Source organism: Bradyrhizobium sp. BR13661, from assembly GCF_029892425.1.
GTDB lineage: Bacteria > Pseudomonadota > Alphaproteobacteria > Rhizobiales > Xanthobacteraceae > Bradyrhizobium.
In genome coordinates this window covers 254,218-272,822 of sequence record NZ_JARXWB010000005.1, presented here as the reverse complement: position 1 = coordinate 272,822, position 18,605 = coordinate 254,218, and the positions used below count along the sequence as shown (strand labels likewise).

Sequence of the window (18,605 nt, the reverse complement as noted above, 5' to 3'; positions counted from 1 at the left end):
CTGGTGGTGAGGCGGCGGCCGCCTTACCTGTCTACTTCCGGACGGATTGAGGGGTCGCGGATTGCCGCGCGGAGCTTGGTCAACGTCGACGCACAATATTCCTCACGCTCGCGCTCGAACCGCTCCTGATGCCTCCTGAAATTGGCGATGCGCGCCTGCATCTCGCTGCGGAAATCGCTGCCGATCCGTGGCGAAGGCGCAGGCAAGGGCTGCGGCGGCACGACCACCGGCGGCGGATCGGCCTGCGCCTGTTCAAAGGCCACGGTCAAGGCCCGGACGGAGACGATCTCCGCGGCCAGTACCGGAGGTGCTGCAGCGGTATCCGGCTGACGGAAATCGTCCTTCTTGCCGGTAACCGACTGCACGAAGGCCAGTGTCTGCGCGATCAGTGCATCGCGCTCCCTGATCCACTTCATGATCCACCACCCTGTTGGAGCCATTCCACCAAAGCTACGGCGCCGAATCAAGCAGGCTGCGTGCAGGGGATTGCATATTTTTCCCGGTCATCTGACATTGCTCAAATGGATTCCAAGGCCGACCCGTCGGACGAAGCGCAGGGCCTGCGGCTCGTGCGCGCCTTTCTGTCACTGCCGCCCGAGAAGCGGGGGCAGGTGATCGCATTCGTCGAGGATCTGGTGCGTGCTCATGTCGCGCGAGACGACGGCCAGGAGGCGGCTCCGACCTGATCGCGGGCGGGCGGGTTGCCCCCCAAGCGCCCAAAGCTTGCGTGAAGCTTACAGGCAACCGCTGGATGAGTATTTCTCCGTAAGGTTATACCAGTCATTTTGTATCAAATATTAATGTTACCGGGTTCCAATGCCGCCGCTGGGACTGGTTCGGTCAATGGTGACCGGAAGATGATTGGGCGGCTGCGATGAGTTTTTTGAACAATTTGAAGATCGTCTTGAAGGTTGCGCTGATCGTGACCGTGATGGGCATCGCCCTGGTCGCCGTCGCCGCTTTCGGCACGCGCGAACTCTCCGCGACCGTCGACGGCTTCAGCGAACTCACAGCGATGCAGTCAGCAGCCCTCAACCTGACGCGCGTCCTGCGCCGAATCGAGACCTATCACGCGGCTCTCTATGCGGTCATGACCGAGACGACCGAGGCCGGCAACGCCAATCGCCTCAAGATCGCGAACCAGAACCGCGATGAGGTCGGCCAGTACCTGACTGCAGCTGAGCAGGACGATCCTACGCGGGCGAACGAGATCAAGAGCATCAGCGACCAGCTGAAGACCGTGTTTGCAGGCTGTGACCCGGTGCTCCAGGCCGGCGCGGCTGCAAGCAGCCCCGCAGAAAATGCCAAGGCTGCCGAGCGTGCGCACAAGGAGTGCGACCCGCTGATCGACGCATCGCTCGCGCGCGTCGCGGCGTTTACGGCCGATGTCAGCAAGGCGGTGGTCCAGCGCAAGGAGGTCATCAATCGCGACGCCAGGTCTGCGACCTGGACCGTGATGAGCGTCAGCGGCGGCGGCCTGCTGCTGGGCATCGCGATTGCGCTCTTCATCGGCTTCAAGGCGATGTCGCAGCCGATCGCCCGGCTAAAGCTCGCCATGGAAGGCCTGGCGCGCAACGACCTCAAGACCGAAGTGCCCGAGAAGGACCGCAGCGACGAGATCGGCGAGATGGCCAAAACCGTCGAGGTGTTCAAGACCAACGCGATCGAGGTGGAGCGGCTCAAGGCTGCGCAGGTGGAAGCCGAGAAGCAGGCCGCCGAGCAGCGCAAGCGCGACATGTTCAATCTGGCCGACGGCTTCGAACGCGCGGTCGGCGAGATCATCGACACCGTCGGATCTGCCTCCACCGAGCTCGAAGCATCGTCCTCCACGCTCGCCACCACCGCGCAGCGCGCGCAGGAGTTGACTTCGGTCGTCGCGGTTGCCTCGGGCGAAGCCACCGGCAACGTCCAGTCGGTTGCGACTGCGACCGAGGAATTGTCGTCGTCGGTGAACGAGATCAGCCGGCAGGTGCAGGAATCCGCGCGGATGGCGAGCGAAGCCGTCAACCAGGCCCGCACCACCACTGAGCGCGTCAGCGAGCTCTCGGTCGCGGCCACGCGTATCGGCGACGTCGTCGAGCTGATCAACACCATTGCGGGCCAGACCAATCTGCTGGCGCTCAACGCCACCATCGAGGCGGCACGCGCCGGCGAGGCCGGCCGCGGCTTCGCCGTCGTCGCCTCCGAGGTGAAGACGCTGGCCGAGCAGACCGCGAAAGCCACCGGCGAGATCAGCCAGCAGATCTCCGGCATCCAGAACGCCACCCAGGAATCGGTGACGGCGATCCGCGACATCTCCGCGACCATCGAGCGGCTGTCGGAAGTGTCCTCGACCATAGCCGCAGCCGTCGAGGAGCAGGGCGCCGCGACCCAGGAGATCTCGCGCAACGTGCAGCAGGCCGCTCACGGCACCCAGCAGGTCTCGAGCAACATCACCGACGTGCAGCGTGGCGCGGCCGAGACCGGTTCGGCTTCCACGCAGGTGCTCTCCACCGCGAAGATGCTGGCAACCGACAGCAACCGCTTGAAGGACGAAGTCGGAAAATTCCTGCGGACCGTGCGCGCCGCCTGAGCCCGCGCGAAGTGAAAGATCCGGCGGCCTCGCGCCGCCGGCGCGCCGCAGAACCTATTGCGGCAGCAAGAACGCCATCGCGATCGCAAACAGGAAGAGCGTCGCCACGACAGCCGCGACGGCTCCGGCGATGATCTTGGCGCTTTCCCGGTTGGTGTAGGATGGCATGCGATGCGCATGCTACCTCATGTTGAACTCTGATCCAACCTGTGGTCAGTAGCCGTCCCCGCGCTTTTAGCGCGCCGAACACCAACTCTCGAAGGCGACACCATGAGCGATCAGGTCACTGACGGCTGGGCCGCGTCCGCGTCTGCATGGATCGTCGAGCAGGGTGACGATGGCGATTTTGGCCGCCGCTTCGTGCTGGATGCGCCGATGCGGGCGCGCGTCGAAGGCCGTGGTTTTCGCAATGCGCTCGATGTCGGCTGCGGGGAAGGGCGCTTCTGCCGCATCATGCAGCGCGCCGGCATCCGCACCACCGGTATCGACCCGACCGAAGCGTTGCTGGCGCGCGCAAGGGAATTGGATCCGCAGGGCGACTACCGGCTCGACCGTGCCGAAACGATGGAAGTCGATGCGTCACATGATCTCGTCGTCAGCTATCTCAGCCTGATCGACATGCCGGATCTCGCCGGGGCCATCGCGAAGATGGTGGCGGCGCTACGGCCGGGCGGAACGCTGCTGATCGCCAATCTGACCAGCTTCAACACCGCGGGGCAGCCCGATGGATGGACGCGCGACCGCGAGGGTATCCCGCGCTTCGCGATCGACCACTACATGGACGAGCGGCCGATCTGGGTCAGCTGGAGCGGCATCCGTGTCCAGAACTGGCACCGTCCGCTCAGCACATACATGACTCTGCTACTCGATCAAAAACTCCAGTTGCGCCTGTTCGTCGAACCGCAGCCCACAGCCGGTGATCCCGATAGAATTGCGCATCATCGCCGCGTGCCCTTCTTCCACATCATGGAGTGGCAGAAGCCCTAGTGAACTCAGGCCGCGAGCCTGGCCTGGAAAAACCGCGTGACCCGATCGATCGCATCCTGAGCCATTGGATCGCTCTCGGAGAAATCAAAGCCGTGGGCTCTCCCGGGATAGGGCACGAATTCGGTCTCGGCGCCGACCGATTTGCCGAGCGCGACCAGTTGCCGACCTTCCTCGATCGGGACGTTCTTGTCGGCCTCGCCATGCAGCCCGATCAGCGGCGGCAGGTGGTTAAGCTTGGTGGTCATGGCCTTGGGCATGCCGCCATAGAGTACCGCGAGAGCCGCGACGCGGCTGTCGCGCGCTGCGGCCTCGGCGGCGATGTAGCTGCCCAGCGAAAATCCGAGCAGGCCGATGCGTCCCGAACTGTCGGGTCGGTCGAGCACTGCCGTCACGGTGGCGGCGACCGTGTCGGCCCATCCGTCGAACCGCGTTGTCTCATAGGCCTCGCGGACCTCATGCGTGGTGGCCGTCAACGCAGCCATATCGGCCGACGTCATGTAGCGGAGGAAATAGGTGTCGATGCCGTGAGCCGCCAGCGCGTCGGCGTAGCGCTCATAGGCGCGGGGCTTGATCTCGATGCCGCGGGCGCCGTGCAGCGAGATCACGGCTGGGCGCTTCTGGGGTCCGGCCGCCGCATAGCGCAGCACCGAGAGGCTGTCCCCGCCGGAGACGACCTTGAACTCTTCGCCGGCAGCGCCACGCGCAGCGATAGGTGCCAGCAGGGTGACGAGGCCGGCCAGGGCGGTTCGTCGGGTGATCATCAGCGACTTTCCCCGCGGGACATTCCGGATTGAATGCCTTGTCCGTATAGTATGCTTGCGACGAAATCTTGGCGCGAGTTCCAGCCGATGATCTCCAAACGTCCCCCCGTGCTCGCCCATGAGCGCTTCGTTGCCGACCGCGAGAATTTTGCCGGCCTCGATCTCGCTGCGCGCTTCGAGCGGATCGAGCGGACCAATCTGTGGGGGGCTGCGACCTCGGTCTCGGGGCTTGGGTCGGAGGATCTTGCCGCTGCCGCGATCCGCGAAGCGCTGCCGGGCCTGTTGCAGCGGCTCGGTGTGCGCTCGCTGCTCGATGCGCCCTGCGGCGATGCGGGCTGGATCGGCAGCAAGCAACTCGATGTAGACTATACCGGCATCGACATCGTGCCGTCGCTGATCGCGGCCAGCAGCGCGCGCGTCGCCCAAGGCGAGTTGCGGGGCCGTTTTCTCGTCGCCGACATCACGCGCGATGAGTTGCCGGCATGCGACTTGATCCTGTGCCGCGACTGTCTCGTGCATCTGAGCTTCCAGAACATGGCGCGCGCCATGTCACGTTTTCGCGCGAGCGGCGCGCAATTTCTGCTGGTCACGACGTTTCCCGAGTGGGAAGATAACAGCGATTGCGAGGACGGCGACTGGCGCGCGCTCAACATGACGAAGCCGCCGTTCGACTGGCCCCCGCCGCGCGAACTGATCAACGAGCGCTGCGACGAGGGTGGAGGCGGCTGGCGCGACAAGAGCCTCGGCCTCTGGCGGCTCGATGATCTGCCGGAAGGCGTCGCTGAGCCTGCCTGACGGCCATCATCGCCGCGACCTGCCGCAACCCCGAAACAAATAGACGAAGGAGCATGGTCAATGATCGATGCCAGATGCAGTTGTGGCGCGCTTGCGCTGTCGCTGCCAGGGCCGGCCAATCTGGTCGCGGCCTGTCACTGTCTCGAATGCCAGCGGCGGACCGGCGCGCCGTTCGGCGTGGGTGCTTTCTATCCGGTCGATGCCGTCAGGATCTCCGGAGCGGCGAGGGAATATGTTCGCACCGGCGAGAGCGGCGGCAAGGTCCGCTGCTATTTTTGTCCCGATTGCGGCTCGACGGTCTATTGGAAGCCCGACAGATTTCCGGCGACGATCGGCGTCGCCGTCGGCGCAATCGCCGACCCGAATTTCCCGGCGCCGTCAAAATCGGTGTTCGAGCGGTCGAAGCATGGCTGGGTCAATATTGACGGCGCGGATATCCAGCATCTGCAACACGGCAGCATATCGAAGACGTCAAGCTGAGGAACGTGCATCGAGCGCTGGTGCCGGCTGAGGGGATTGAACCCCCGACCTTCGGTTTACAAAACCGCTGCTCTACCGCTGAGCTAAGCCGGCCACTTTGCGAGGAGCCCCCGCGCGGGTTCCGGCAGGCCGGCCCATCCGCTTGTGCGCGGTCGCAATACCAGACTTGTCTGCGAAGTGCCAGAACCTGCGGTGGCCTTCGGTGACAAGAAACAGGCGGCCCTTTCGGGGCCGCCTGAAGCATTTCGCGCGCTTTGTGGGCCTATTGGCAAAGGTGCTGCCGGCCGTCTTCGCCCTTGAACCAGGTGCCGGGCCTGCACACGATGCCGTTGCGGGCGGCATAGGCATTCCAATTGCCGTACCAGCCGGGACCCCCGCGGTCATAGCTCGCGTAGGAATTGCCCCAGCCCTGGAACGGCGCCGTGGCGACCGCTGCTGCGGTCCCGACGGCGGCGCCTGCCACCGCGTCAGCCGTGTCGAGCGGCCAGAAGCCCGATTGCGCCTGCTCATCCCCGGTCACGTGCCGATGGGCCATGTGCCGCCGGCGATAGGCACGATCGGTCGTGGCGGGGCTGAGGTTCTGGCAGTTGGGATCCTGGAATAGTCCCGCGCAGCGGGCCGCATTGTCGGCCGGAGTCTGCGCGAACGCCGATGTGGCCAGCGTGGACGCAACGATTGCGGCCAAGCCAAGAAGCTTTGGGCTCGTCATGGCATTTTCTCCATGTTGTTGAGACTGGGCTAAGCGCGACATCACGCTGGCGTTCCGCGGTTTCTCGCTTGCCGTGTCACATCGACGTGAACCCGCCCAGGATGTGCAATTTGTGCCACGCAACTCCGCGCGCGTGCGATGTGCTGGTGCCTCGTTAACACTTCGCTAGTGCGCGTTGCAGCATTTTCGCGGCGCGCGATCCTTACGCGTTAGGCTTACCGGAATTTGGTCAGTGGTCCTTAACCCTCTCTACGCTGCAATCCGGTAGGTTGTGGCCCGGATAACCGGGATCGTTCCATGCGCGCATCCGCGCTCGCAGCCTTTCTGATCGGACTGCCTGCCACGGCCTTTGCCGGCGGCGGTTTCGATATCGTCGTGCCCGTCCGTCCCGGCGTGCCCATCATCATCAACAATATCGATGCGTCCTACACCGTCGTCGAAAGTGCCTGGGGCCTTGGCAAGAACATCCAGGTGCAGCCCACGATCTATGGCGGGGTGTACGTTCCTGAGCGGCAGCCTACCGATGTCGGTCATTATTATCCGAGCATGGGCTTGCGACCCGGCTATGGCCGCCTCGAGGTCGAGCCGCCCGCGAACCGCAAATTGCCGAAGCCGGCGCAGAGCTATTACCAGAGCTGGGGCGCATCGTCCGCGCCGCTGCCGCCGCAAATGGATGTGCCGGTCAATCCGCCGCCGGTGATCCTCGCGCCTGAAATCAATGACCGACCGCGGCCTCCGCGACCACGGCCGCATGTAGAAATACCCGGCAAGCCGCCGGGTTGAGAAACGTCAGAATCCAAAAAGACGGAAATCAACAGGAGAGAGTAATGCGTCAGATGATTTCGGGACTGGTCGCGGCAGCTGCCGTGATGTTTGTGGGCGCTGCGCCCGCCATGGCCTGCGGCTTCAATCCGTGCCAGCCGGTTGCGCCGGTGTTCTCGGGCTGCAACACCGGCTGCGGCGGTTACGGCTACGGAGCCGGCTATGGTTATGGTGCCGGCTATGGCTATCAGCGCCTCGCCGAGCCGACCACGCAATACTACTACGTCAACCAGGGCCCGACCTACACCGGCCCGGGCGCCTTCGCGCCGACCCCGACCTACCAGGAAGATGCGGTCGTCGCGCCCGGCAATTATGGCTACGGCTACGGCTATCGCGCTGCGGCCGTCGAAGCGCCGGCCGCTTATCCCTATCGCCGCCCGTACTACCGTCCGTATCGCTACGGCTATGGCCCGCGCTACGGCTACCTGCCGCGCCCGCATTACGGCTACGGCCCGCGCTATGGCTACGCTCCTCGCTATCAGCCGTATTACGGCGGCCATCGCGTGCTGCGCCGCTATTACTGATCTCTGATCGGTTGAGTCAATCAAACGCCCGGCGTTACCGCCGGGCGTTTTGTTTTATTTTCGCTTCATCAGCCCAAGCCGGCTCGCGCCGACATAGAGCGAGAGCACGGCCGCGTTCGAGACGTTGAGGCTCTTGATCTCGCCGGGCATGTCGAGCCGCGCGACGATGCTGCAAGTCTCGCGCGTCAATTGCCGCAAGCCTTTGCCCTCGGCGCCGAGCACCAGCGCGAGCGGCTCGCGCAGTGTGACATCAGAGAGGTCTTCGGTGCCTTCGCTATCGAGGCCGACCGTCTGGAAGCCGCGGTCGTTCAATTCGTTCAGCGCACGCGCGAGGTTTTGCACTGTGATCATGGGCACCAGCTCCAGCGCGCCGGAGGCGGCCTTGGCAAGCACGCCTGTTGCTTCGGGGCTGTGACGTGCGGTGGTGACGATCGCCTTCACAGCAAAGGCCGCGGCCGAGCGCAGGATGGCGCCGACATTGTGCGGGTCCGTGATCTGGTCGAGCACCAGCACTATGCCTTCCTGGCTCAAGGTCTCGATGTCGGGCGAGGGCAGGGGATCAGCCTCGGCGAGCAGGCCCTGATGCACGGCGTCGGGCGAGAGCAGGCGGTCGATGTCATGCGGCCGGACGATCTCGGGCGCGATCCGGGTCTGGATGTTTTCGTCCGCCAGGCGCCGCGCGGCGTTCTCGGTCAGCGTCAGTTTGCGGATCCGGCGCTGCGGGTTGGCCAGCGCCATGGTGACGGTGTGCCAGCCATAGAGGATGACCGGCCCGTCGGGGTGCGAATCGCGCTCGCGCCAGGCCGGCCGGCCGGCCGATTTTCCCGGTCTGTTGAAAGGCTTAGACCCGCCGCGGGGGCCCTTGGGGACGAATTTTCGATCCTTCATGGGCTCGCTTGTGTCACGGGTCCCCGAATATGGCAATTTGGGTGGGTTCGGGGACGATTTTAGCTGTTCGCCTCGGTTGACTTTGCCCCACCCCTTCGCCCATAAACGCGCCCGGTCGCGCCCCCATCCGGGCTGTCGCGGCCTTCACGTTCCATGGCCGTCTTCGGTCCGCCGGCAAGGTCCGGCCCGATTGTGCTGCCGTCGAGCGGGGGAGTGTCCCGAGTGGCAAAGGGAGCTGACTGTAAATCAGCCGCCTTATGGCTTCGCAGGTTCGAGTCCTGCCTCCCCCACCAGCCTTCGCTCGCTTCGCGAGCTTCGGCTCGGCAAGCCAGCCAAGATCTCCATGGCGCGAAGTGAGCGAAGGCTGTCGCGCCGTAGCCCGCAGGGCGTAGGCGGACACGCCGCGTGACTGCCCTATGGCTTCCCGCCGCAAATCGGTATGACGGGAAACGGTTTCTTGGGCAGCAGATAGACCCGCTTCACCTCGCACGTCGAGATGAGGCTGGTGATGTGTCCCGTCGAAACCACGACCGAACCATGCGGCGGAAGCGGCTTGCCGAGCCTACAATAGCCGGTGGCCGGGCCCGGGAATCCGAATGACCATTGCCAGATCGAGTTGGCCGGAGCGGTTCCGGGACCCTCGTTGAGGAACTTCAAGGTCCCCTCGTACGGCGGAAGTACGAAACAGGACATCTTGACTTGACCTGCTTGCGCAAGCGGCGCGTGGGACGTCAGCAGAAACGCTGCCGCGCAGATGGACGTGATCAGACGGAGGTTGACCATGCGAACGCTCCTATGTGGGGCCGGCACGTGAGTTGTGAACGACATACCGACGGCTGAGTGGCCTCATCCGGGTTTTTGATTGCATCTGTCCAGAGAAACTGTACCTCAACGCTAACCGTCGTCAGGCAACGAGCATTGATACACATCAAGCCTTGGTGCGGCCGAGGCCAAGCAGAAACTCGAGCCGCCGCACGATCTTCCTTCTCTGCGCCGCGCATCACGATCCTGATCGCGTGTGCGAGGAAACAGTGAAGTAGATCACCTTCAATCGTCAAATATCGTTGCTACAAGCAGGCATTTGCAATGGGAGGCTCAACGATGAAAATGTCCCGCGGTTCGCTCGGATTGATGTTGTGTGTGATCTGCAGCACTGTGCCCGGCCTCGCCCAGGCGCAGACGCCTGCGCCAGCCCAGGCGCCTCCGCCGGCCGCAAGCCCGCCGCCGCCACCGACGCCGGTTCCCTTGGACGCCGCGCTGCTGAAGGCAGCCAACGATCTCTTCTCCAAGGCCAATCTCAATGGCGCCCCGGACAAGGTAACGCTGGTGATCGATCCCTTGATCGACGGTGTGACCGGTGCGCAATCCAAGGCGACGCATCTGGAAGAGAAGCGCATCACCGATCTCGTCAAGAGCAGCTATCCGCGCTTTGAAGTCGCGCGTTTCTCCTCGGACGTCGTCTCCAAGGCACCCGTCGTGCTGATCGGCACGTTCACCGCCGTCAACAATGCCGGCGTCGCGGGCGGAGCGAAGGATGCCTACCGCATCTGCCTCGCGCTCGCCGACATGAAGACCAAGACGATCATCTCCAAGGGCGTCGCGCGCGCACTGCCCGAAGGCATCGACCCGACGCCCGCCGCTTTCTTCAACGACAGTCCGGTTTTCGCCAAGGATGCATCGACCGACAGCTACATCAAGACCTGCCAGGGCACCAAGGTTGGCGACACCGTCGATCAGGCCTATGCCGACCGCATCGTGGTGGCCTCGCTGGTCAATGACGGCATCGAAGCTTACGACGCAGGACGTTATCGCGATGCGCTCGATGCGTATCAGAGCGCTGCGAAGACGCCGGGCGGCCAGCAGCTTCGCGTGTTCAACGGCATCTATCTCGCCAACGCCAAGCTCCGTCGCACCCGCGCCGCGATGGATGCCTTCGGCAAGGTGGTCGACTACGGTCTGTCGAGCGACAAACTTGCGGTGAAATTCCTGTTCAAGCCGGGCTCAACCCTGTTCGTCAGCGATCGCAATTTGCGTGCGCCTTACGACGCCTGGCTCGAGAAGATCGCGGAGCGCACCGCCGCCAAGCAGGGTTGCCTCGAAGTGGTCGGCCATACCAGCGCGACCGGCCTGCCGGCGGTGAACGACCGCCTGTCGGTGCTGCGTGCGGACTACATCAAGGACCGTCTCGAGGACAACGAGAAGTCGCTGCGGGGACGGCTTGTCGCGAGCGGCAAGGGTTCGCGCGAGATGATCGTGGGCACGGGCAGGGACGATGCCAGCGACGTGCTCGATCGCCGCGTCGAATTCAAGGTCTCGCCGTGTGGCGGCGCGCCCGGCGGCCGATCGACCTGATCTGAAACGGCTTCACATCTTTGATCCCGGCTCCAACGAATTGGAGCCGGGATTTTCGTTCGAAGCGTCAATGCGCGAGCGTGCGCGCCACCCGGAAGCCGATATCGTCGTGATGCGCATCAGGGCCGGCCTTGGCGCGTATGGCAGGTCGCAGCGACGCCGCTGCCGAGAACCAGTCGCCGCCACGCACCGTCCGCGCCTCGCAGCTCCCTTGTGAACGCGCTGCGCTGTCGGCGCCGGTATTGCGATAGTCGTCGGTGAAGCAGTCGGCGGTCCATTCCCAGACATTGCCGATCAGATCGGAGAGGCCGAAGGCGTTGGCCTTGAGCGCGCCGACCGGTGCGGTGAAGGGATAGCCATCGCTGCAGGGCATGTAGGGAGCATCCTCCGGCAGGCCCGCATTCCTCGCCGATTGATCGGCGCCGTTCACATAGCGGCACAGATCGGCGGGATTGTCGGTGAATGCATAGGGCTGGGTGCTGCCGGCGCGCGCCGCATATTCGAATTCGGCCTCCGACAGCAACCGGTACGGCTTGCCCGTCGTTCTCGACAGCCAGTCGACATAGGCCTGGGCGTCGTTCCAGCTGACGCAAACGGCGGGATGGTTGCCGTCCTGTGCGTAGCCGGGCACGAGATATGAGCGGCCTTCGCGCTCCCTGGGCAAATTCTGTTCGAACGTGAAGCACCGGCTGCCGGGCGTGTAGCCGCTGGCTGTGACGAAAGCGGCGAACTGATCGCGCGTCACCTCGAAGCGGCCGATGGCGATCGTCTCCTTGACCATCACCTTGTGTTGCGGCGCTTCATTGGCGGCCGCGAGGCCGTTGCTGATCTCGCTGGCGGGCGAGCCCATCATGAATTCACCTGATGGGATCACCACCATCTCCGGGCAATTCTGGCACTCCCTGAAACTCTGCTTCGGCTTCAGGCCGCATTCCTCCGGAAGCGACAGCGACCTCGCCGCGTCAAGCGGTAGCGAGACGGCCTGCGGCTCCGTCGTCGCGCAGCCGCCTTGTGGGCGCGGCGCAACGTTGCCGGCGCCTGGAGCGGCTCTGGGATCGCCGGGCAGGATCGCAGCCAGTTGCTGGCTCTGCGCAGCTTTTGCCCGCGCCGCTTCCGCAAGTCTGAAATCTTCCGCCGCTTTCGCAGCTTTGGCTTCTTCTGCGGCCTTGGCGGCCTTGGCCTGTTCCGCTCTAGCGGCTCTCGCTTCTTCAGCCGCCTTCGCGGCTCTCGATTCCTCAGCCGCTTTCGCGGCTCTTGCCTCTTCTGCGGCCTTGATCTTTGACGCCGCGATCCGTGCGTCCTCGGTCGCCTTGGCCTGGTCGAGGGCCTTTCTTTCCGCCGCAAGGCGCGCCTGCTCGGCATCGTTTGCCGCGATCAGCTTGTCGCGCTGCGCGCGAGCGAGGTCGCTGTAGAAGCCATTGGGATATTTGGCGAGGAAGGAATCCCAGGCTGCGACGACGTTGATCTGCGAGGTGAGCTGGTAGTCGTCACGCACGACTGCGGCCGGATCGATTTTCGGAGCGGCCGGCAGCGGCACAAGAGCCACGTCATCGCCGCCGAGCGAGCCGTAGATGAACGGCTCTTGCCTGTAGTTCGTCACCTTCAAGACGTCATCGCGGACGAAACCAAAGGCTTTCCGGACGTCGAGGCCGGGAACCGGCAGATGCTTGACCAGGGCCGTCGTGAACGGGCTGTTCGCGGTGTCGCCATCGTCGGCGGTCGACCCGGCCTTGGCCGCGAAGGCGACCAGCGTATTCGGACTGTTTGGCTCGACCATCACCAATCCACGCTGGAGCGAGCGTGAGGCCACGGGCCGCTTCATCCGTTTGGAGAACGGATTGTCACGGCAGGCATCGAGGATGACCATCCGCAGCCGCTTCGCGGGCTCGACCACCGCCAGCAGCCGATCGAGCGGAATCGCCTCGTCATAGGCATCGATATCGCGTTCGAGGATCGCGTCGACGGGGACGAGGTAGTTGTTGCCGTCGATTTCGAGGCCATGGCCGGCGTAATAGATGATGGCGAGATCGGCATCGCGCACGGCTTCGGAGAAATCGCGCAAGCTGCGGCGCATGTCGACCGCCTTGACGTCGAGCTTGAGCGCGACCGTATCGAAGCCGGCCTTCTTGAACATCTCCGCCATGGCGGTGGCGTCGTTTGCCGGATTGGGCAGCTGCGGCACCCGCTCGTAGGCGGAATTGCCAATCACCAGCGCAATCCGCCGGTCTGCAAAGGCGGGTTCGCAGAACAGGCAGACAGCACAAACGACCAGGAAGATTGCCGAGACGAAACGCATCATGCCTTCCAGCATAACCGCAAATGACGATAGAGAACACCGTTTCGGATCATGCTCTGTGATCCCGCTCACAGCCAGCGCCGGAATCTGTCGCTCCTGGATGATAGAAGAAGCAGCGCCACGTTACCGAAGCAGCTCCCGCACCATCGGCACCACCTTACGCCCGTAAAGCTCGATGCTGTTCATCAGCTTCTCGTGCGGCAACGGTCCCGCCGAATATTTCAGCTGAAACCGCGCGATGCCGAGCGTCTTCGCGGTCTTGGCGATCTTGCGCGCCACCGTCTCCGGCGAGCCGACATAGAGCGAGCCGTGCTCGGCCTCGCTGACGAATTCGTCGCGGCCCATCGGCGGCCAGCCGCGCTCGCGGCCGATGCGGTCGCGCATCGCCTTGTAGTCGAGCCAGAGCTCTTCGCGCGCCTGCTCATCCGTTTCGGCGACATAGCCAGGCGAATGCACCCCGATCGGCTGCGCAGGGCGGCCGAATTCCTTGAACGCGCGGTGATAGAGGTCGACGTAAGGCGCAAAGCGCTCGGGATCGCCGCCGATGATGGCGAGCATCAAGGGCAGATCGTAGTGCGCGGCCCGCACCACCGATTGCGGACTGCCGCCGACGCCGATCCAGGTTTTGAGCTGGCCGTTCTCGACCGGCGGATAGACCAGCTGCTCCTTCAGCGGCGGACGCAGCTTGCCCTGCCACGTCACCGGCTTCTGCGACAGCAGCGCGGCGAACAGATCGAGTTTTTCCTCGAACAGCTCCTCGTATTTGCGCAGGTCGAAGCCGAACAGCGGAAAGGATTCGGTGAACGAGCCGCGGCCGAGAATCACCTCGGCACGTCCGTTGGAGAGTGCATCCAGCGTCGCAAAGCGCTGGAACACGCGGATGGGATCGTCCGAGCTCAGCACCGTCACCGCCGAGCCGAGATGGATGCGCTTGGTGCGCGATGCGATCGCAGCCAGCACGGTTTCTGGCGAGGAGATCGCGAAATCAGACCGGTGGTGCTCGCCGAGCCCGATGAAGTCGAGCCCGAGCTCGTCGGCCAGCACCGCCTCGTCGACGACATTGCGGATCACCTGCGCATGCGGAAGCATGTTGCCGGCGGCGTCCTTGGTGACGTCGCCAAAGGTATCCAGTCCGAATTCGAGCGGTGCGGTCATCGATCAGGTCTCTGCGGGGAGGATCGGCCAGATTTAATGGACCGCAGCCTGCCCACAAGGTGGCATTCCGGAAATGCTCGGTTTCCGTTTTCAATCCGGGACGTGCGGCCCTAGGCGCGGCCGTTGATCGGATCACGGGCGTCGCAGGCTGGACGGCGTTCGCCCATAGCGGCGGCGGAAGCCCCGGTTGAATGTCGAGATGTCGCCAAACCCCGCGGCAAAGGCGATGTCGCCGATGCGAAGCTGCCGGCTGCCGGGCTCCACAAGCATGGTCATGGCGCGCTGGAGCCGTTCGTCCGTGACAAAGGCGGCGAAGCTCAGACCGTTGCGCTCGAACAGCAGATAGATCGATCGTTCCGACAGACCCAGCCGCTGCGCGACGTGTTTCGCCGACAGCGTCGGATCGGCGAGATGGGTGCGGATGTCGGCCTTCGCCGCGGCAAGTCGCGCCGCCGAGATTGCACCTGCCGCGGTGTGCTCGGAATCGTCGTCGCCCGGCCGCAAGGCAGCCGCGATCAGATCGACGAGATGGTCATTGATGACATGGGCAAGCAGCGGGTCGGCTGGAATGCCAGTTGCGAGGAGCGTATCGACATAGGCCTGCAGGAGGCGAAGCGCGACGCCGTCCGAAGGCAATCGATGCGACAGGCGCTCGTTGACATCGGGAATCTTGCTGCGAACCAGCGCGCCGTCCAGCCGGACATTGGTGAGCCGGATGCGGCCCTCGATCACACGCGAGCCGGGCGCGCCATGGACCAGGAAAATGCCGTCGCTCGCGTCGCGTGGAGACGCACCGCCTTTGCCAAGGCGATCGCCGGATGGCGTGATCCAGCTGAACGCGAAATCGCCGTTGCCGTTCTCGAGCGTTTCGCTTGGGCTGACGTCGCGGCGTGCGATCTCGAACCGCATATGGGAGTCGTCGAGGTCCTCGAGCCAGATGGCAAGCCTGTCCTCGGGCGGCAGATCGTCCGTGCTGAACAGGAAACGCGTCGCGCGTTCGGTCGTCAAACTGATTGTACCCCCGCCAAGATCCGAAGCTTGGTCGCGCGCCTCGCGAGCCCGGTTCGAACTGACACCCAGGATGTCAGGAGCCGCCGGCCCGTCGTTGTGACGCGTCCGCAACAGGGGCAACATTTGCGCGTGGTTGCGTGAATTGCGGTGTCGACTGCGCGGAGCGCCGAGACCTCCGTGCGGCATCTTCTAGGATTGCCTTCGAATCCACGGACGGGCCGCGCGCGCCAGCTCGCGGGCTGGTGCGACATTGACAGGACGCGATATGAAGAAGGCCCTTGCGGCGGCGCTATTGGTTCTCGGTGGATGTGTGTCCGCGGACGCCGGCGAGATCAACTGGACGGGATTCTACGCCGGCCTCAATGGAGGCTACGGCTGGGCGCGGGGCGGCGTCACGGCACTTCCGGGAGATGCGCTCACGCAGAGTCTGTCGTTCGGGCAGCCCGTCGTTCCACCGGTCTCGGCCTCTCTCAATGCTAATGGTGGGCTCGGCGGCGGGCAGGTCGGCTATGACTGGCAGTTTGCCGGCCGCGGCGTGGTCGGCGTCGAGGCCGATATCGCGGCCACCAGCTTGAAATCCAGCGCCTCGGTGCCGCTCAGCCTGTTTGGCACGCAGCCAGCGACGTTCAATGTCAGCCGGAACATCGACTGGGTCGGCACGGTGCGCGGACGCATCGGGTTTCTCGCCTCGCCGGATCTCCTGCTCTTCGCCACCGGCGGCTTCGCGTATGGACGCGTGGGTGAATCGGCCAGCGTGTCACTACCGGCCGGCGCGTCGAATTCGATCGGCAATTTCGGCTACGCCTTCGCGTGTGGTCCGTTCTATGGATTCACGTCGTGCTTCGCCGGAAGCTCGTCGCGCATCGCGACCGGTTGGGCGGCCGGCATCGGCGGTGAAAAGCGCTTTACGCAAAACCTCAGCCTGAAGGTCGAGTATCTGCACGTCGATCTCGGCAGCAGCAACTATCCGATGATCGGCAGCCTCTACGGCGGCACGCCATTCGCGCCAAGCTTTCTCAATGCGCGGTCGAGTACCACGATCGATCTGGTTCGGGCCGGGCTGAATTACAATTTCTGAACTCGGCTGCTGGCCTACCGCCACATCCCCCGCATCCGCGCGCCGATGTCGATTTTCGGGCCCTGCGATGCGGCGCGCGCGCCGGCCGCAGCGGCTTTTGGCCAGGCGGTGCGCTCGAACAAATAGACCAACTGCTCCGGGATGAAGCGGGTGCGCGAGGCGTAGACGTGGCGGTCGCCCTTGGCGGCCTGGCCGTGGACGAAGAAGCGCTGCGGCACCACGAGATGCAGATCGTCCTTGGCGCGGGTCATCGCGACATAGAGCAGGCGGCGCTCCTCTTCGAGCTCGGCAGAGGTGCCGGCGCCGAGATCGGAGGGCATGCAGCCGTCGACGACGTTGAGCACGAACACCGACTTCCACTCCTGGCCCTTGGCCGAGTGGATCGTGGAGAGGATCAGATAATCCTCGTCGCGCAATGGCGGTCCTGATTTGTCGCTGGTCGCATCAGGCGGATCGAGCGTGAGCTCGGTCAGGAATTTTTCGCGCGAGGAATAGCCGCTCGCGATCTGCTCGAGCTGCATCAGATCGGCGCGGCGCGTCTCGGAATCCTCGTGGATGCGATCGAGATGCGGCTCGTACCAGAGCCGGACGCGTTCGAGATCGGCGGGCCATTCCGAATAGCGCAAATTTTCGACGGTGCGGACGAAGGCGCTCCAGTCATCGCCTGTGCGCGGTGGCACCGGGAGCTGGGCGAGCGCGTGCAGCGGATTGGGGCTCTCCGCCATCTGGTCCAGCACGCGCTGCGCGGTGGCAGGCCCGATGCCCGGCAGCAGATGCAGGATGCGAAAACCCGCGACGCGGTCGCGCGGGTTCTCGGCGAAACGCAGCAGCGCCAGCACGTCCTTGACGTGGGCGGCATCGAGGAATTTGAGCCCGCCGAACTTCACGAACGGAATGTTGCGGCGGGTCAGTTCGATCTCCAGCGGGCCCGAATGCGACGACGTGCGGAACAGCACCGCCTGGTGCTTGAGCAGCGCGCCTTGCTCGCGATTGGCCAGCACCTGCTCGACGATGTAGCGCGCCTGGTCGGCCTCGTCATGGACTGTGACGAGCTGCGGTTTTTGCGTGGAGGTGCGGTCGGTCCAGAGATTCTTGGTGAAGCGCTCGCGCGCGAGGCCAATGACGCCGTTGGCTGCTGCCAACACGGGTTGCGTCGAGCGATAGTTGCGGTCGAGCGTGATCGTCTCGGCGCGCGGCGAAAAACTCTGCGGAAAGTCCAAGATGTTGCGCACGGTTGCAGCACGAAACGAATAGATCGACTGCGCGTCGTCGCCGACCACGGTGAGCCCGCGTCCGTCCGGCTTGAGCGCCAGGAGGATCGAGGATTGCAGGCGGTTGGTGTCCTGATATTCGTCGACCAGCACGTGATCGAAGCGGCCGCCGATCTCTTCGGCGATCAGCGCATCGCTCATCATCTGCGACCAGTAGAGCAGCAAATCGTCGTAATCGAGCACGTGCTGGCTCTGCTTGGCCTCGACGTAGGCTGCGAACAGAGCCTTCAGCTCTGCGGCCCAGCCCGCGCACCAGGGATAATGCTGGCCAAGCACCCTCTCGATCTCCATCTCGGCATTGACGCAGCGCGAATAGATGGAGAGGCAGGTGCCCTTGGCTGGAAAGCGGCTCTCGGTCTTCGACAGCCCGCGCTCGTGCCGGACCAGGTTCATCAGGTCGGCGGAATCCTCGCGGTCGTGGATGGTGAAGGCGGGATCGACGCCGATCCGCTCGGCATATTCGCGCAGGAGACGCGCGCCGATGCCGTGGAAGGTGCCGGCCCAGGTCAGCGCATCGCGCATGATCGCGGCATTGTTCTCGCCCAGCACTTTTCGGGCGATCCTTTCGACGCGGCCGGCCATCTCGGCGGCGGCGCGGCGGGAGAATGTCATCAACAGGATACGGCGCGGGTCGGCGCCTGCGACGATCAGATGGGCAACGCGGTGGGCGAGCGTATTGGTCTTGCCGGAACCGGCACCGGCAATGACGAGCAGGGGAGCCCCCACGGTCGCGCCGTCGGCCACGCCATGCTCTACGGCGCGGCGCTGCTCCGCATTGAGCGTGTCCAGATATGACGTCACGAATCGCCCCGATGAAGCCGGCAGAATCAACGATCCCCGGGCGAATCGCAATGCGGCTGGACGAAAGTCGCCTGAGGATTTAGGGGAGGGGGACAGCCCAGGT

The 18,605-nt window shown here is 64.4% G+C and carries 18 protein-coding genes and 2 tRNA genes; 10 read left to right on the top strand and 10 right to left on the bottom strand.

Features of this window, described 5'->3' with window-relative positions; all coding sequences use genetic code 11:
- Positions 1-23: 23 nt before the first annotated feature.
- Entirely contained in the window at positions 24-416 is a 393-nt protein-coding gene (locus tag M2427_RS11005; protein WP_280706293.1) for a hypothetical protein, read from the bottom strand.
- 105 nt (positions 417-521) lie between these two features.
- On the opposite strand from M2427_RS11005, the gene M2427_RS11000 reads away from it, so the two are divergent.
- From M2427_RS11000 to M2427_RS10990, 3 genes are all read left to right on the top strand, one after another.
- Positions 522-686 (top strand): hypothetical protein, encoded by a 165-nt coding sequence (locus tag M2427_RS11000; RefSeq protein WP_280706292.1) that lies wholly within the window; start codon positions 522-524, stop codon positions 684-686.
- A gap of 188 nt (positions 687-874) precedes the next feature.
- On the top strand, positions 875-2,572 hold the full coding sequence (locus M2427_RS10995) for a HAMP domain-containing methyl-accepting chemotaxis protein (RefSeq protein ID WP_280706290.1): 1,698 nt from the start codon (positions 875-877) through the stop codon (positions 2,570-2,572).
- Between the two features lie 270 nt (positions 2,573-2,842).
- Positions 2,843-3,559, top strand: coding sequence for a class I SAM-dependent methyltransferase (locus M2427_RS10990; RefSeq protein WP_280706289.1), 717 nt, complete (start codon positions 2,843-2,845; stop codon positions 3,557-3,559).
- 5 nt (positions 3,560-3,564) lie between these two features.
- Here M2427_RS10990 and M2427_RS10985 read toward each other — a convergent pair whose 3' ends face one another.
- A complete protein-coding gene (locus M2427_RS10985; RefSeq protein WP_280706288.1) occupies positions 3,565-4,320 on the bottom strand; it encodes a dienelactone hydrolase family protein in 756 nt (251 codons plus the stop codon).
- An 87-nt stretch (positions 4,321-4,407) separates the two neighbouring features.
- Between M2427_RS10985 and M2427_RS10980 the strand changes: the two genes are divergently transcribed.
- Together M2427_RS10980 and M2427_RS10975 are read left to right on the top strand one after the other, a co-directional pair.
- On the top strand, positions 4,408-5,115 hold the full coding sequence (locus M2427_RS10980) for a class I SAM-dependent methyltransferase (RefSeq protein WP_280706287.1): 708 nt from the start codon (positions 4,408-4,410) through the stop codon (positions 5,113-5,115).
- A gap of 60 nt (positions 5,116-5,175) precedes the next feature.
- Positions 5,176-5,595: a GFA family protein gene (locus tag M2427_RS10975; RefSeq protein ID WP_280706286.1), complete on the top strand. Its 420-nt coding sequence runs from the start codon at positions 5,176-5,178 to the stop codon at positions 5,593-5,595.
- An 18-nt stretch (positions 5,596-5,613) separates the two neighbouring features.
- On the opposite strand, the gene M2427_RS10970 is transcribed toward M2427_RS10975, so the two are convergent.
- Positions 5,614-5,688, bottom strand: a tRNA-Thr gene (locus M2427_RS10970).
- Between the two features lie 169 nt (positions 5,689-5,857).
- On the bottom strand, positions 5,858-6,304 hold the full coding sequence (locus tag M2427_RS10965) for a hypothetical protein (protein ID WP_280706285.1): 447 nt from the start codon (positions 6,302-6,304) through the stop codon (positions 5,858-5,860).
- A 297-nt stretch (positions 6,305-6,601) separates the two neighbouring features.
- Here M2427_RS10965 and M2427_RS10960 point away from each other — a divergent pair, with 297 nt between their 5' ends.
- The gene (locus tag M2427_RS10960) at positions 6,602-7,087 is read left to right on the top strand and encodes a hypothetical protein (RefSeq protein WP_280706284.1); all 486 of its coding nucleotides are present in this window, start codon (positions 6,602-6,604) and stop codon (positions 7,085-7,087) included.
- 44 nt (positions 7,088-7,131) lie between these two features.
- Positions 7,132-7,650 (top strand): hypothetical protein, encoded by a 519-nt coding sequence (locus tag M2427_RS10955; RefSeq protein ID WP_280706283.1) that lies wholly within the window; start codon positions 7,132-7,134, stop codon positions 7,648-7,650.
- 54 nt (positions 7,651-7,704) lie between these two features.
- Here the strand turns inward: M2427_RS10955 and rlmB are convergent, their stop codons facing one another.
- On the bottom strand, positions 7,705-8,538 hold the full coding sequence (gene rlmB, locus M2427_RS10950; RefSeq protein WP_280706282.1) for a 23S rRNA (guanosine(2251)-2'-O)-methyltransferase RlmB: 834 nt from the start codon (positions 8,536-8,538) through the stop codon (positions 7,705-7,707).
- 207 nt (positions 8,539-8,745) lie between these two features.
- Here rlmB and M2427_RS10945 point away from each other — a divergent pair.
- A tRNA-Tyr gene (locus M2427_RS10945) sits at positions 8,746-8,831 on the top strand.
- A gap of 121 nt (positions 8,832-8,952) precedes the next feature.
- Here the strand turns inward: M2427_RS10945 and M2427_RS10940 are convergent.
- A complete protein-coding gene (locus tag M2427_RS10940) occupies positions 8,953-9,321 on the bottom strand; it encodes a hypothetical protein (protein ID WP_280706281.1) in 369 nt (122 codons plus the stop codon).
- Positions 9,322-9,639: 318 nt separating this feature from the next.
- Between M2427_RS10940 and M2427_RS10935 the strand changes: the two genes are divergently transcribed.
- Positions 9,640-10,890: an OmpA family protein gene (locus M2427_RS10935; RefSeq protein WP_280706280.1), complete on the top strand. Its 1,251-nt coding sequence runs from the start codon at positions 9,640-9,642 to the stop codon at positions 10,888-10,890.
- Between the two features lie 67 nt (positions 10,891-10,957).
- On the opposite strand, the gene M2427_RS10930 is transcribed toward M2427_RS10935, so the two are convergent.
- From M2427_RS10930 to M2427_RS10920, 3 genes are all read right to left on the bottom strand, one after another.
- Positions 10,958-13,186 (bottom strand): SUMF1/EgtB/PvdO family nonheme iron enzyme, encoded by a 2,229-nt coding sequence (locus M2427_RS10930; protein ID WP_280706279.1) that lies wholly within the window; start codon positions 13,184-13,186, stop codon positions 10,958-10,960.
- 123 nt (positions 13,187-13,309) lie between these two features.
- Complete coding sequence (locus tag M2427_RS10925; RefSeq protein WP_280706278.1) at positions 13,310-14,341, bottom strand: LLM class flavin-dependent oxidoreductase; 1,032 nt, start codon at positions 14,339-14,341, stop codon at positions 13,310-13,312.
- 132 nt (positions 14,342-14,473) lie between these two features.
- Positions 14,474-15,349 (bottom strand): helix-turn-helix transcriptional regulator, encoded by an 876-nt coding sequence (locus M2427_RS10920; RefSeq protein WP_280706277.1) that lies wholly within the window; start codon positions 15,347-15,349, stop codon positions 14,474-14,476.
- Positions 15,350-15,617: 268 nt separating this feature from the next.
- On the opposite strand from M2427_RS10920, the gene M2427_RS10915 reads away from it, so the two are divergent.
- Positions 15,618-16,430 (top strand): outer membrane beta-barrel protein, encoded by an 813-nt coding sequence (locus M2427_RS10915; protein WP_280706276.1) that lies wholly within the window; start codon positions 15,618-15,620, stop codon positions 16,428-16,430.
- A gap of 14 nt (positions 16,431-16,444) precedes the next feature.
- Here the strand turns inward: M2427_RS10915 and M2427_RS10910 are convergent, their stop codons facing one another.
- On the bottom strand, positions 16,445-18,502 hold the full coding sequence (locus M2427_RS10910; protein WP_280706275.1) for an ATP-dependent helicase: 2,058 nt from the start codon (positions 18,500-18,502) through the stop codon (positions 16,445-16,447).
- Positions 18,503-18,605 lie beyond the last annotated feature (103 nt).